This is a genomic window from Motiliproteus sp. MSK22-1 (assembly GCF_001968815.1).
Classification (GTDB): Bacteria; Pseudomonadota; Gammaproteobacteria; order Pseudomonadales; family Balneatricaceae; genus Motiliproteus.
The window spans coordinates 45751-59673 of sequence record NZ_MIEQ01000061.1; the positions used below are offsets into that span (position 1 = coordinate 45751).

The following is a 13923-nucleotide window of genomic DNA, read 5'->3' on the forward strand; positions in this document are numbered from 1 at the left end:
GATTTATTCAAAAATTGATTTCAGGGTTAGCCCTGATTGCAAAAATCCGTTAATGTCGGCTCTTTAGAAATCTCCTGATTGAGAGAAGACATTGGACAGTTACCACTCACTTATAATTGCTCGGGTTCTTCACGTGGTGGGTGTAGTACTCTGGATAGGCGGTGTTGCGTTCGTTACTACTGTCCTGATACCTGCTCTTCGCCAACTCCCCTCGAAACAACAACGCATGGATCTGTTCGAGAGCCTGGAGGGGCGCTTTGGCACACAAGCGAAACTAGTCACACTAATCACGGGCCTTTCTGGCTTTTATATGCTCGATGCAATGGACGCCTGGAATCGGTATCAACAAGAAGGGTTCTGGTGGATTCATATGATGACCTTGATCTGGGCAATATTTACCCTGGTCCTATTTGTACTTGAACCACTTGTCCTGCATCGCTGGTTTCATCAACAAGCCCAATTGAATAGTCAGCGAAGTTTTCTTTTACTCCATCGTATGCATTATGTGCTGTTGTTTATCAGCTTGGTCGCTGTTGCTGGTGCAATCGCAGGAGTCCGGGGCTGGACCTTTATATAGAGACTCTCCTGCAGGTATAAAGGCTCTACTCTACGGAAAATTCAATCTATCTCCGCAGAACAACTGCCAAGAACAATGATTTCTACCAAAGCAATTATCACCAAAGACGCCGCCCCTTCATAAAGACGCAGCCTCCTTCATAAGGTATGCTAGGACGACTGGACTACACCAATAACACTGCGTCATTATCGTCAAAAAACCACATGCTGAAGATATGCTTTCTAAACGCCGTCAAGGGTAGATTATCCAGTATTAACAGGGTCAATTTTTAGGTTCAGGAATTTCTAATGTCACAATTTAACAATGTCAGTATCGTTAAAAAAGCCAATGTTTACTTTGATGGGAATGTCACCAGCCGTGCAGTAATATTCCCAGACGGCAGTAAAAAAACACTTGGCATTATGCAGCCTGGCGAATACGAATTTGGCACAGAGGAAAAAGAACTCATGGAAATATTGGCCGGGGACCTGGAGATTCTACTCCCAGGCTCAACAGACTGGCAGAAGGTTTCCGGCGGCGAATCGTTTGAAGTGCCAGCGCGCTCAAAATTCGGTATTCGGATTAAATCTATTACCGACTACTGCTGCTCTTATCTAACAGACTGACATCTGTTGGGTAATAATATACCGGACTGATATCGATAAGAAACTATAATCACCGTTATCATTTGCTCAACGACTATAACCAGCAGCATCTTAGTCAGTTCCGACCTGCTGGTTTATTGATTAGTGACTTTAGTATCAGCTCAAATAAACAGTCACTGTCTTGTACGAGAACAGAATCATGAGTAATTCACTCCACGACCAGTTAATGAAGGCCGGGCTGGTCGATAAGAAAAAAGTTCAGGCATCTAAAAAAAATAAGCACAAACAACGCAGTCAAAAAGGTAAAGTGGCACCGACTGAGGCTGACGAAGCCAAACTCAGGGCTCAACAGGCAAAAGCAGAAAAAGCAGAACGGGATCGGGAGCTTAACCGTAAGCAGCAACAAGAAGCAGAGCAAAAAGCTGTTCAGGCACAGATTCGACAATTGATCGAAATGAATCGTCTGAAGAACAGGGACGGCGAGGTTGCCTACAATTTTACTGATCAACGCAAAATAAAACGCATCTACATCACGGAAGAGCTGGTGGAACAGCTAAGCCGAGGACAATTGGCTATAGCGACACTGGATGATCGTTACGAGCTTATCCCCACCAAAGTTGCCGACAAGATCCGTCTTCGTGATGAGGCTGTGATCATTCAATATAACGAACCGCAGCAACAACAAGATGATGAGGATGATCCTTATGCCGACTATAAGATTCCTGATGATCTGATGTGGTAAACCTGTATGGTAGCGAATAAAAGCATTGTTACTGCATTAAAGAATCACATCCAAGAAGCCGGAATTGATCGACAGGATTAAATAATGCAGACAGGAATACTTGCGCTGTGACATTTGAGATTAGTGATTTATTGTGGCTGTTGGTTGCCTATGCCTGCATGTGGTACTGGTGGAATGCGAAAGGAGCCAAGGAACTGGCCTTGAACACCACGCGCAGGCATTGCCGGAAACTAGAGCTACAGCTACTGGATGACAGCATTGCATTAAGAGGTTTCTGGCTCAAAAGAGATAGCCGTGGCCGCACACGCCTTTGGCGATCTTATAACTTTGAGTTTTCTTCAACCGGAGACGACCGCTACCAGGGTCAAATAGTCTTACTTGGACTGAATGTTGAAACCATTGATCTCCAGACGCACAGATTTGAAAGCTAGGTCAGAGAAAAGGGGGCTGACGAATGACACTCATGGAAGCCTCAGTAAGCACTTGACAGGGTTACTCTTTGATCCGGTAACATGTAAAAACGTGCTTCGTAAACAAGCGTTTTAACGCTGATCTCCGTCAAAATACCCCAAAATAGAGCAGAAATATTCTTCATACCGGTTGCCAGTTGTCCATTTTTCCACTAACTTTTCCCCTCTCATCTATCATCTGGTAATCAAGCTGTCTGCTGTAGGCAATTGTCGAATAGCAACCGACCAATGCACGTTAAGTCATTTGGTGAAATTCAGCGACCAAGGAGTGGAAATGAACACGCACCTATTCCGTTTTTTCCTGCTGTTATCCTCTTGGCTGGCAATCTATCAAGACGCCATGGCGTCCACTCAGACTTGGCGGGATGATTTCAACACCCTCGAAGCCTGGACGGGAGAAAATCACACCACCAACAACGGCATTCTAACCCTAAACAGCCAGTTGGGACCGATCGTCGGCAAATCATCGCACCTGAGTGAAGGCCAGGGCCATGTCAGCTTCAGGGTAAAGCCCGCAGACGGAACACCCGGATACGCCAATCTTAAAATTCATCTGTTTACCGACGCCGAGGGACAACTAAACAGTGATAGCTATACACTGGCCCTGACCGGCGCTCAGAACAAGTACTTCAAAGTATCCCGCGCGGGGTACGAAACGCTCTATTACTCCGGCAGTAACGGTGGATTGCTGTCCGGACCCGGTAACTGGCATCAGATAGAAATGGAAATTATTGATAGCCAATTAAGGGTTATTCGAGATGATGTTGAGGTTTTAACGTTAGAGTTACCATCACAGAGTATTGACCCCAGTAAACAGTACCTGTCTATTGATCCTAAGGGCGCCCAATGGGACCTTGACTGGCTGGAAGCCAGTCAGACCGGGAACAACACAGGCGAGACGGATGGTGACAACTCAGCACCGACAACAACCTGGCGGGAAGAATTTTCAGACTTGGCTTTGTGGAATGGCGGCCCCCAGTCTCTAAGTAATGGTGTACTGACACTTTCCAGCAATTCCAACCGGATTGTCACTAAACTGGAAAACGCTCAAAGACCAAACTCCACTGTCCGCTTTAAAGTAAAACCCAGTGACGGAACTCCTGAGTATGCAAATCTATACATCCATGTCTTCACAGACGCCCAGGGCAATACCGTTGAAGATAGCTACACTCTGACGCTAACCGGCACCGAGAGTAAATTCTTCAAACTCTCCCAGTCCGGTTACAAAAACCTCTATTACTCGGGTAAGGGCCAGGGTTTGCTGTCGGGACCCGGTAATTGGCACGAGTTAAGCCTTGTTTTCGGCCAACAAACGCTATCTGTCCTGCGCGATGGGGAAGAAGTGTATTCGATGGCGGTGCCAGAATTAGATACCGCAGCCAGTAATGGCTACCTGTCTCTGTATGCCAGAAGCGGCAACTGGGATTTTGACTGGCTTGAGATTGAAACGACAAGCGGCAACGGCAATCCCGGAGATATTGATTCCGACAATGACGGTGTATCCGATGATCTCGATGCATTCCCGGATAATCCTGACTATCAGTACGATACAGACCAGGATGGCCTTCCAGACAGTTACGAAACACTTTATGGCCTGGACCCATCCCACCCAGACAGCGACCTGGACTCAGATAATGATGGGGTAAGCAATCTGGAGGAATTTACCAATGGAACCGATCCCACTTCAGCGGATCTGGCACTCCTTCCACCAACAGATCTAAATGCCAGTGTACTGAGCGCAAGCAGTATCAAATTGAGCTGGCAGGCTTCCAACAGTGAATCTATTGCCGGTTATCATATCTACCGTGACGGTTCATGGCTGGCAACGGTGCAGGAACTGGAGTTCACAGATAATAGCCTGCTGCCTGACAGCTCCTATCAATATCAACTTGCGAGCTTTGATCAGTCGGACAACCTGTCTACTTTGACAGAACCGGTCTCGGCAACGACTAATCCGGAAAGTGTATCCATTGCCAATATTCTGCCGAATAATCCAGAAGCACCGCAAATCCGTTCGATTCCAGACCAGGGTAACTTTACGGTCCTGCAAGGAACTACATACAGTTATACTCCTGAGATTATATCGAATGGCTCTGAAGTCCAATGGCGCAAAGCCTACGGTCCTGACGACCTGACTGTCGACCCACACACAGGTAAAGTCACCTGGCAGATACCAGAAGAGCTGCCTGGAGAAAGCTTCCATATCGGCGTTCTGGCTGCTAATGACAAAGGATTCAATATCGAAACCTGGGTTCTGACCGTAGGCAGCGGGCAAACCCTTTATATGGGCGCCAACGAGGAACTGAAAGACCTGACCAGTGCTCTGGCAGTCATGAACTCCGGGGATACTTTGATTGTTCGTAATGGCGTTTACAAAGGCGACGCCAACCGGATGGGCGACTTTGGTAATCGTAAACGGGTAGGACCTCCGGCTGGGACTCCAGCAAACTTCACCACCGTGATTGCCGAAGACCCTGGCAAGGTTATCTTTGATTCGGAAGGGACGGCAAAACATCGCCCATTCCACTTAGTCGGCAAAAGCACTCATCCCGACTGGGGACATGTATCTTCCGCTGACAGCTATGAACAACGCTCCTATATAGCGCTTAAGGGCATGGTTGCGAAAAACTCTGATGGCGCCGGTATTCGCCTCGATAATGTTGACCATGTCAAGCTGGTCGATATGGGCGTGGTAGATGCAGGCCGCAGCACAGGTGCAATGAGCGCTAACGTTTACATTTCAAGAAGCCAATACGTCCTCGCTGAAGGCCTTTATCTTTGGGGTCGCGGACGTTATAAACTGCAATTCTACCGTGCCTCGGAATCAATCGCCCGGCGCATCGTCGCCCGCATTGATGAATATCATGGGAATGAGCCCCTGGGAGGACTGGTAGCATACTGTTCGAAGAACATGCGCTTCCAAAACAATATCGTCGTTGATGGAAATGCCAGACGTTTCTGGACCGATACTAAAAATCTGGCCAATATTTACGGTATTCCTGCCACCAATTGCGGCAACTACCCGGAGAATATCGTTTTCGAACGAAGTATTGGACTGAATACCGATCTGGGACTTATGGCCACCTGGGCTGACTCTCAGGATAATAACAAGCCTGCTATCTGGCGGGATGTTATCGGCTGGGACCTTGAGCCCGCCAAGTACCGTCACGGCGTTGGTAATCATATCCCAGTGCTGTCCGCACCGGGGCCTTCTATAAGTAACAACATTACCCTGGGCGAAATAAATTTCTACGATAGCAGCTATTTTCTCTACAGTCGGAATCGAAGCAGCTATATCAACAACTCTATTTTACACAACCTGGGTTACAGGAATGGCTCGCTGATGTACCAAGGTGATCTGTTGAGAAACACTCGCGCAGGCCAGGAGCTTGGACTTGATCACAACAACATCTTCGGATTTTTGGGACAAACCAGTGCCAATGGTGCAGGAGACGTTTACTCGAACAATGAATCATCCATTGATCCTGAATTCGAAACCTTCCTGAAACTACCGGACAACTCCCCTCTACTCCATATGGGACAAAACGGGACTCGTCTGGGGGCTGAGGTGCTCAATTTTATAGGCAAGTCAGGTACCTTCTACGGTGATAGCGCATTCGAGAGTGATGCTGATGTTTACATGTGGCCGTTTCCTCAGGAAACCTTGATTCAACGACACTTCAGAAATTATCGCTTTAATGGAGCAACGGTGAATGATGATGGATCAACAGGTCCAGAGCAAACTCTGTATGGTGCTCGTGGGTTTGCCGGTTGTGATGAAACAGAACAGGAACTTACCCAGCGCCAAGCATCTTATGGCTGCCAAACTGAGAAGACCGGGCTCAATAATAAGGATCCCCTGACACTATCATCCTATATCTGGGAATATCTGGGTACCGAATGCTCTGCGGAAAACTGCGGATACTACCAGGCAACACCGGACAGCGACGTTCAGGGACCGTACCCCCTTGATCAATACCATAAAATCACAGAGGTTTCGCTCCTTACTTCTAACGGTGATCTCTCTGGTATTACCTATAACTCCGAGCTGGACCAGTTTATTACCATTCACAATGGCGACAAATACATGAACCTGTTTGACGGCGACATGAACTTTATCAGCCAGATGAACAATGGCTATAATGGCAACGACCATGAAGATCTCCTGTTCATCGGTGAAAAAAATGGTCAGCATGAATACGCAGTTGTTGATGAATACGGACGGCTGTTTCTCGGTACCATCGATCCCGGTGCAAGTCTGAGATACGGGGACTTTCAACGGATTACCTACGCGGATCTCCCTCTGAAGAAAAACAATGGAGGAGAAGGTGTAGCCTATGACGCTGCAAACGATACTTTTTATGTCTGTGTAGAAGGACAGGTCGCTCCTTCTCCCATGGTTATCTATCAGTTCCAGCGCCCTGCAACCGATCAGGACATCAGTTACCAGGATTCACAGCTGACAGTCACTTCGCCTTTCGACGCGGAAACATTGAGACCTCTGATAAACGACATATCCAGTTGCTATTTTAATACCACCAATAACAGCTTGCTGCTGATGAGCGATGTCAGTGAAAAAATCATTGAAGTATCACTCTCTGGCCAGGTATTGAATACCTTAAGCATCGACGAGGACTTTCTCAATAATGCTCAGGGTAGTCAATTTGAAGGTATGACCTTTAGCCGAGATTATTCAAAGCTGATACTGGTCAGTGAAGACAACCATTATGTGATCTATCAGTATCAGGCTCCCTGATACAAGCAGGTTAAAAAACGAATCTGCAAGCAGGCCACAGCAATATGTGGCCTGTGAGTATTCGGCCACTGATCAATTGGGGCATCTTAATCCAGTAAAGACAATTCAATTTGCCTGGGGATTTCAATCCAGGCAAATACTCTCACCTTCACCACAAGCTCCCACCTATAGCGTTAACCCAGTGATCATCAGCCATCTGAATACACCATAACCGCACTCTGACTGTTTTCGTTAACATATTTCATACAAATCAATTTCATTCAAACAACGGTTAGATAAAAAGGTCAAAGTAGTTCAGAATGCTTGTCACCATAACGCGACATATCAGTTTAATCGCGGTATCCTTCTGCAACAGCATAGATCGAATCAGATTACAGATTCTTTCCCCGGGGATAATCCTTTGATGGCAGCTAATAACCCTTGTGTCGTTCGTCCTCTCGCTGCCGCCGATACCGTTGCATTCAGAGATCTGAGACTCAATGCAATTACACTAAATCCAGAGTGCTTCTGTACGGCTTTATCTGAAGCAAAACTGCAGGATGTTCACTACTATCAAGCACTGATCAGACAAACTGATAACTCACCACACCAGCTATTATTTGGAGCCTTCAGCCCAGAAGGTAAGCTACTCGGGGTTATTGGACTGGAACGGATGTCTGGAACCCTCAGAGCTCACCGAGCTCGATTCTGGGGACTGATAACTGATACAAAATATCGCCGACAGGGCATAGCACGCCAACTTTGCACTCATGCAATCAATCAAGCCCGTACCATGTCAGTGGAAAAACTTAGCATTGAATTGACAGGGGAAGCCGTACCGGCATTACACCTCTATCGCAGTCTTGGCTTTCGAATTGAAAGTGTTGAACCCCTGGCCCTGAAGCTGGATGACCGCTATCTCGACGAGATTCGTATGGCTCTGTGCTTTTAGCCCATATTTTCAAGGTAAAGCGGCCTGTCGTAGTTAACCGACTCGTATCATCCCGACACCCTTTGTATACGACACTATCCTTCTGATTCTAATTGTCACCCATACAAAAAACAGATTGACCGTGATTTTCTGAGATGTATTCTCATATATTGCAATAAAGTGATATCCCTTAAACTACATACAAAAATTGTATGCATACAATAAAGATAAACTCATGTTTGCTCAGCGTATCAACCGACTCAGCGGCTCTTTAATCCGTGAAATACTGTCCCTGGCAGATAAAGGAGATGTTATATCCTTTGCGGGAGGGTTACCTTCACCAGAAGCCATGCCGGATTTAAATCTTGCCAATATTCCTCAATCCATGCGTCAGTATGGAGCAACTGAAGGAGAACGTTCTCTTCGGGAATCTATTGCTCAAGAGCTTTGCAATCGAGGAAGAGAATGTTGCCCGGAGCAGGTGTTAATCACCTCAGGGTCTCAGCAGGGCATAGACCTGATAGCAAAATTATTTGTCGACGAAGGCGCTCCTGTACTCATGGAATCGCCCAGTTATCTGGCGGCAATTCAGGCTTTCAAGTTATTTGGTGCCGATATTAAGCCGATCTCCTTGCAGACCGGCGGCCTGGACCTGGAAGTATTGAATAAGTTGAAACAGCCGGAACAATTACGTTTTGCTTATCTTATCCCCACTTTTCAGAACCCTTCAGGCTGCTGCTACGATATGCCCACGCGGGAAGCCGTCGCGGAATGGCTAACAACCCATAAAATTCCGTTGATAGAAGACGAACCCTATCGGGAGCTGGTTTATTCAGCGTCAGAACGCACTCCCATCTGCTCCTTGATTGCTGACTCGCCCTGGGTATCACTGGGGACTTTCTCAAAGACAGGAATTCCCGGATTCCGAGTGGGTTACCTCACTTGCTCTGAAGATTTACACCCTTACTTCGTCAAGCTAAAACAGGCTACGGATCTTCATAGTAACCGTATCGGACAACACTGGGCCTGGGACTATATCAATGGACCTCTATACCCTCAGCAGCTACAAAAAATACGAGAATTATATCGAAGTCGTCGCGATACGATGGCGAGCGCTTTGGCAATGCACTTTTCCGATCTGGCCAAATGGCAGACGCCTGCTGGAGGATTGTTTTTCTGGTTGCAGCTGAACAGCCCGCAAGATACACGAGAACTCTTACCTGTTGCTTTACAACAAGGAGTAGCCTTTATGCCCGGGGAAGCGTTCTATTCAGACTCAGAGCCTCCTAAGGGGGCCATGAGGTTAAACTTCAGCCATGCATCGGCTGAACAAATCGACCAAGGACTAGAACGCCTGGCAGACGTTATTCGCCGGGGACTTAATTGACGAAGTCTATGGAATAGCGACGATGCCCTGGCAGGCATCGTCGCAGAACCGATTGGCAGTTATATCCAGTGTCAGTGGTTACATCCAGGCCCATGGACATGACCATGCTCTAATTCTTCCTCGGTAGCCTCTCTCACCTCAACCACATCAATATTAAAATGAAGTGTTTCTCCAGCCAGAGGGTGGTTGCCATCAACCGTCACCTGGTCCTCTTCAACAGCAACAACTTCCACAGATATAGGGCCGGAAGCGGTCTGGGCCTCAAAGCGCATACCGACAGACACCTCCTCAACACCATCGAAGGCATCCCTGGGAACTTCTTGTACTAATTCCGATTGAATCGGCCCATAAGCTTCTTCAGGCGCAACAGTGACATCAAACGTATCGCCAGCCTTTTTTCCTGCAAGTGCATTCTCTAAACCAGGGACAACATTGCCAAAACCCTGCAAATAAACCAGTGGTTCAGATCCTGCTGAGCTATCGAGGGTTTCATTTTTATCGTTTTTTAATGTGTAATGTATGCTCGCGACTTTTTTGTCAGAGATTTGCATTTGAACTCCCAGGTAGGCTGAATACAGCAGAAGGCTTTATAATAAATACAGCTTAGCAGTTTGAAAAGCTTGCAGACAGAATCAGTCGAATAAAGGCCACTTTTCCTTAGATTGCAGTCGAATCATCAAAATAGTCGCCACTCTGCTGCTTTATCAGTTCCAAACCAGAACCTATCCGGTAAAACCCACCAATACTGAAAATTTTACTTAAACCAACCGTTAATGCTCGAAGGTAATACTGGGGACAGCTCTTTAAAACAGCTAAGATAGCTTCAAAGGATCATTAGTTCAGCCTGACTGAACTCTGTAACTACACTTTCAACTAATGGCTTAATTAAACAGCCAAAGAACCTGATTGATTCAGATAGCACCAAGACACCAATCGCTCCAAGAGGTAACAATATATATGTTTGATTCAAATCCCGGTTCAAAAGATGCAAAGTTAGCGGAACGAATCCGATATCGTCGTTTCGAAGAGCTGGGATTAACCCCCTACCTGGAACAACGACAAATCATTGATATGGGTGATTTACCGATTCACTGTGAACTCTATGAGTATGACGTCCAGGCACCCACCATTCTTTTTATTCCCGGAATTGGTACTTATAGTGAGCTTTACTGTGAACTTCTTGCCCGACTATCTCGACAGGGTTTTAATTTGCTCGCTGTTGATCTGCGTGGTCACGGTTATTCAGGAGGGGATCGCGGCAAATATACTGTAGATCAGGTTGTGGAGGATATTCAGCTGGTTATTGATTATGTGGCAAGCCACTATCAAGGGCCAGTAGGCTTATTCGGATGTTCTATCGGAGCAAGACTGGCACTGGCAGTTGCCGAGCAGGATTCCCGTATCAAGGCCTTGTTGTGTCACACGCTGTTTTTATCAGAAATACCGCCTGACATTTGGCACGCACTGGGCTGGAACTCGCTTCAATTTGCAAACTGGTTCACCCCTGGCATGAAGGTAAATTTTCGAACATTCGTCAATGTAGAGAGTTTACTGAAGCACAACCCAATGGGACAGCTGGCAGATAAAGACCCTTTATTAGTGTGGGACTACCCTGTATCGACGCTATACAGCCTCTATTCAAAGCCCAGTAGCGTCCTTCGCCGGAAATTAGACACTCCCTCGGCAATCATTATTGGCAGTAATGACGACATAATCCCGCTGGACTATACACAACGATTAATCAGACGCAGCAAGCACCCCTTTGAATTAATAGTTATCGAAGGAGGCAGCCATATGTTGCCCTTCGATCATATTGAAGACACACTGAACGCTACAGGACAGTGGTTTAAACAGGCTTTTATAGACTAGACTCATTCAAAGGCACCCTCAATTGACCCGCTTCAGCAAAAACATGTGAAATAGACTAGGTCAAATTAATCTGAAGTTTTCTATGGTAAAAGTGGGGTTAAGTTTCAGTAACTGACATAAGATAGGCATGCCTAACCATCAAGGTAAATACTGGGAATTCCATATGCAGCGCGCGCTAGTCTTGATAGCAGCCATTTTTCTAATAAGTGGATGTGAACCCTCCTTCAAAGAAGAATACGAAAGCACACTCAAAGAGCTTGAAGAGACAAAAAAGGCTCTGGGAATTGCTCAACAACGGTTAAAAGCTGCTGACAATGAAATTCGTCATAACATTTTTTCGCTGATACGAAAAAGCAACACCCACTTGCTAACAGATAAACTGGATCTGGCCCAGATAGACCAAATCGCGCAAGAGCTTCAGGTACATATTGAAAGCTATCAACAGCTGGCCGGTCAGACTGACCATGTCTCTGTCACCTCAGAGTTTTACCTTGGTAAACTTACCGTCATCTATGACCTGATCAGAAACAGTCGGGCCGCCTATAACCGGCAATTTAATGAGTGCCTGACCGGCATTGAGAGTAAAGGAGGGAAAAATGACCTGAGTTCCATGCTCTGCGAAGTCCAGGCGGATGTAGCCAGACAGGAATTCAACAACAAGCTTGATGCATCTATAAAAGCACTTCTGGTAGTCACCAAGCAGCAGGTTCAAGCTGGCCGACAAGCGGCCAGCACAACAGCCAGCTCTGCAGACTTGGAACAAAGGTTTAAGGCCGAGGTCAAGAAGGCTCAGCTCTCACAAACCAGTTGACCAACCAGGCAACCACTTGCTTGTAACGATCCCTTGGCTCGACCTGAAAGCCAGGCGGCATCTATAGTCAGATCAGGCTTAACCCAGCAGCAAACTATCATCCGCCAGTTCTTCACCTTTGTTCTTCTCAAATAATGCCAGCAAGTCCTTAACTTCCAACCCTTTTCGCTGCTCTCCCTCAACATCAAACGCAATCTTTCCCTCATGCAGCATCAGTGTTCGGCTACCGACCTCCAGAGCCTGCTTCATACTGTGAGTGACCATCAAAGCGGTTAGTTGTTGCTCTTCGATAATCTCTCTGGTCAACTCCAGTACGAATGCTGCGGTCTTTGGGTCCAGGGCTGCGGTATGCTCATCCAGCAACAGAATTTGCATCGGTTGTAGCGTTGCCATCAAAAGACTTACAGCTTGACGCTGGCCTCCTGATAAAAGACCCATACGATCTTCAAGACGGTTTTCCAGTCCCAACCCTAAACGTTTTAACCTCGTTTTGAATCGTTGTCGATATTCTCTCTTAACAGCCATTCCCAAGCCACGGGAATCCCCCCGTTTAATTGCCAGCGCGAGATTCTCCTCAATGCTCAAGCCCTCGCAGGTTCCTGCCATAGGGTCCTGAAATACCCGTGCTACATCCCCTGCCCGGCGCTCTGTGTTACGGCGGGTGACATCTTGATTACCCACTTTAATGGAACCGGTATCAACTCTGATCTCTCCTGAAATGGCATTCAGCAAGGTTGATTTACCGGCACCATTAGAACCAATGACCGTGACAAAATCCCCCTCAGGGATAAATAGTGACAGCCCCCGCATGGCATGATTTTCTACAGGAGTCCCCTGAGCGAAAGTGACATGAATATTATCGATCTCGATCATGATAGTCTCTTCTTCGCTTTCAGGTTGCTCTTAATCTGTGGCATCACAATTGCCAGCGCGACTAATACGGCAGTGACCAGGTTAAGATCCTGGGCTTTGAGTCCAATGAAATCAGCATTCAATGCAAATGCAATTGCCAAACGATAAAAAATGGAGCCAACAACACAGGCAATCACGGCAAGCAAGATAGTTCGGGTGGACATAACAGCCTCTCCACCGATCACAGAAGCCAACCCTACGACAATCACTCCTACCCCCATGGTTACATCGGCACTTCCCTGACTCTGGGCAAATAAACTACCTGCCAAGGCCACCATTGCATTAGACACTGCCATCCCCAACAGAATCATCATTGTAGTTGATACACCCTGAGCTCTAGCCATACGGGGATTAGCACCTGTCGCACGCATCGCAAGCCCGGTTTCGGACTTAAGAAAAAGTATTAACAGTATTGCTACGACAACCACCACGAGCACAAACGCAAGGGGAGCAATCCAATAATAAGGAAGACCAACAGCTTCTAGCGGGGTAAGCAGGGTATCATCTCCCAATAACGCGACATTCGGCTTGCCCATAATTCTTAAATTGATGGAATAGAGCGCGATCATCGTCAAAATAGAAGCTAACAAGTGCAGTATTTTCAACTTTATATTCAGCAATGCGGTAACCAGACCAGCAGCTCCCCCTGCTATTATCGCCAGCAATGTTGATGTCCAGGGATCATATCCAGCAACAATCATAGAAGCAGATACAGCAGCTCCAAGAGGAAAACTACCGTCAACAGTAAGGTCAGGAAAATCCAGCACCCGGAAAGAAATAAAAACCCCAAAAGCAACAAGACCGAACAGAAGTCCGGTCTCGATTGCTCCGAGAAAAGCGATCAGGCTCACTCGGCCTACTCCTAGTTGTTAATCGATATACTTGGTTAGTTAATACACTTACTC

General features: G+C 46.8%; 12 protein-coding genes. 9 read left to right on the forward strand and 3 right to left on the reverse strand.

What is annotated here, in order from left to right; all coding sequences use genetic code 11:
* The first annotated feature begins 133 nt into the window (after nt 1-133).
* From BGP75_RS17790 to BGP75_RS17820, 7 genes are all read left to right on the forward strand, one after another.
* Entirely contained in the window at nt 134-577 is a 444-nt protein-coding gene (locus tag BGP75_RS17790) for a hypothetical protein (protein WP_233152972.1), read from the forward strand.
* Nucleotides 578-864: 287 nt separating this feature from the next.
* Nucleotides 865-1182 (forward strand): pyrimidine/purine nucleoside phosphorylase, encoded by a 318-nt coding sequence (locus BGP75_RS17795; RefSeq protein WP_076720220.1) that lies wholly within the window; start codon nt 865-867, stop codon nt 1180-1182.
* 178 nt (nt 1183-1360) lie between these two features.
* Nucleotides 1361-1903: a DUF2058 domain-containing protein gene (locus BGP75_RS17800; protein ID WP_076720221.1), complete on the forward strand. Its 543-nt coding sequence runs from the start codon at nt 1361-1363 to the stop codon at nt 1901-1903.
* A gap of 107 nt (nt 1904-2010) precedes the next feature.
* Nucleotides 2011-2334 carry a DUF3301 domain-containing protein gene (locus BGP75_RS17805; protein ID WP_076720222.1) on the forward strand — a complete coding sequence of 108 codons (324 nt, stop codon included), beginning with the start codon at nt 2011-2013 and terminating at the stop codon, nt 2332-2334.
* 313 nt (nt 2335-2647) lie between these two features.
* Nucleotides 2648-7129, forward strand: a complete 4482-nt coding sequence (locus tag BGP75_RS17810) for an SdiA-regulated domain-containing protein (RefSeq protein WP_076720223.1) — start codon at nt 2648-2650, stop codon at nt 7127-7129.
* A 403-nt stretch (nt 7130-7532) separates the two neighbouring features.
* Nucleotides 7533-8060, forward strand: coding sequence for a GNAT family N-acetyltransferase (locus BGP75_RS17815; protein ID WP_076720224.1), 528 nt, complete (start codon nt 7533-7535; stop codon nt 8058-8060).
* Between the two features lie 214 nt (nt 8061-8274).
* Nucleotides 8275-9426, forward strand: a complete 1152-nt coding sequence (locus BGP75_RS17820; protein ID WP_076720225.1) for a PLP-dependent aminotransferase family protein — start codon at nt 8275-8277, stop codon at nt 9424-9426.
* A gap of 71 nt (nt 9427-9497) precedes the next feature.
* Here BGP75_RS17820 and slyD read toward each other — a convergent pair whose 3' ends face one another.
* Nucleotides 9498-9977: a peptidylprolyl isomerase gene (slyD, locus tag BGP75_RS17825; protein WP_076720226.1), complete on the reverse strand. Its 480-nt coding sequence runs from the start codon at nt 9975-9977 to the stop codon at nt 9498-9500.
* Between the two features lie 406 nt (nt 9978-10383).
* Here slyD and BGP75_RS17830 point away from each other — a divergent pair, with 406 nt between their 5' ends.
* Both BGP75_RS17830 and BGP75_RS17835 read left to right on the forward strand, forming a co-directional pair.
* A complete protein-coding gene (locus BGP75_RS17830) occupies nt 10384-11295 on the forward strand; it encodes an alpha/beta hydrolase (protein WP_076720227.1) in 912 nt (303 codons plus the stop codon).
* A 163-nt stretch (nt 11296-11458) separates the two neighbouring features.
* Nucleotides 11459-12106, forward strand: coding sequence for a hypothetical protein (locus BGP75_RS17835; protein ID WP_076720228.1), 648 nt, complete (start codon nt 11459-11461; stop codon nt 12104-12106).
* 78 nt (nt 12107-12184) lie between these two features.
* On the opposite strand, the gene BGP75_RS17840 is transcribed toward BGP75_RS17835, so the two are convergent.
* A complete protein-coding gene (locus BGP75_RS17840; protein ID WP_076720229.1) occupies nt 12185-12979 on the reverse strand; it encodes an ABC transporter ATP-binding protein in 795 nt (264 codons plus the stop codon).
* Complete coding sequence (locus BGP75_RS17845) at nt 12976-13869, reverse strand: ABC transporter permease (protein WP_076720230.1); 894 nt, start codon at nt 13867-13869, stop codon at nt 12976-12978. The genes BGP75_RS17840 and BGP75_RS17845 overlap by 4 nt, the downstream gene beginning before the upstream one ends.
* Between the last annotated feature and the right edge of the window lie 54 nt (nt 13870-13923).

What these genes read in the sequence shown, in the direction of transcription:
- BGP75_RS17795 (WP_076720220.1), top strand. Translation starts at nt 865, where the DNA reads ATGTCACAATTTAACAATGTCAGTATCGTTAAAAAAGCCAATGTTTAC.
- BGP75_RS17800 (WP_076720221.1), top strand. Translation starts at nt 1,361, where the DNA reads ATGAGTAATTCACTCCACGACCAGTTAATGAAGGCCGGGCTGGTCGAT.
- BGP75_RS17810 (WP_076720223.1), top strand. Translation starts at nt 2,648, where the DNA reads ATGAACACGCACCTATTCCGTTTTTTCCTGCTGTTATCCTCTTGGCTG.
- BGP75_RS17815 (WP_076720224.1), top strand. Translation starts at nt 7,533, where the DNA reads ATGGCAGCTAATAACCCTTGTGTCGTTCGTCCTCTCGCTGCCGCCGAT.
- BGP75_RS17820 (WP_076720225.1), top strand. Translation starts at nt 8,275, where the DNA reads ATGTTTGCTCAGCGTATCAACCGACTCAGCGGCTCTTTAATCCGTGAA.
- slyD (WP_076720226.1), bottom strand. Translation starts at nt 9,977, where the DNA reads ATGCAAATCTCTGACAAAAAAGTCGCGAGCATACATTACACATTAAAA.
- BGP75_RS17830 (WP_076720227.1), top strand. Translation starts at nt 10,384, where the DNA reads ATGTTTGATTCAAATCCCGGTTCAAAAGATGCAAAGTTAGCGGAACGA.
- BGP75_RS17835 (WP_076720228.1), top strand. Translation starts at nt 11,459, where the DNA reads ATGCAGCGCGCGCTAGTCTTGATAGCAGCCATTTTTCTAATAAGTGGA.
- BGP75_RS17840 (WP_076720229.1), bottom strand. Translation starts at nt 12,979, where the DNA reads ATGATCGAGATCGATAATATTCATGTCACTTTCGCTCAGGGGACTCCT.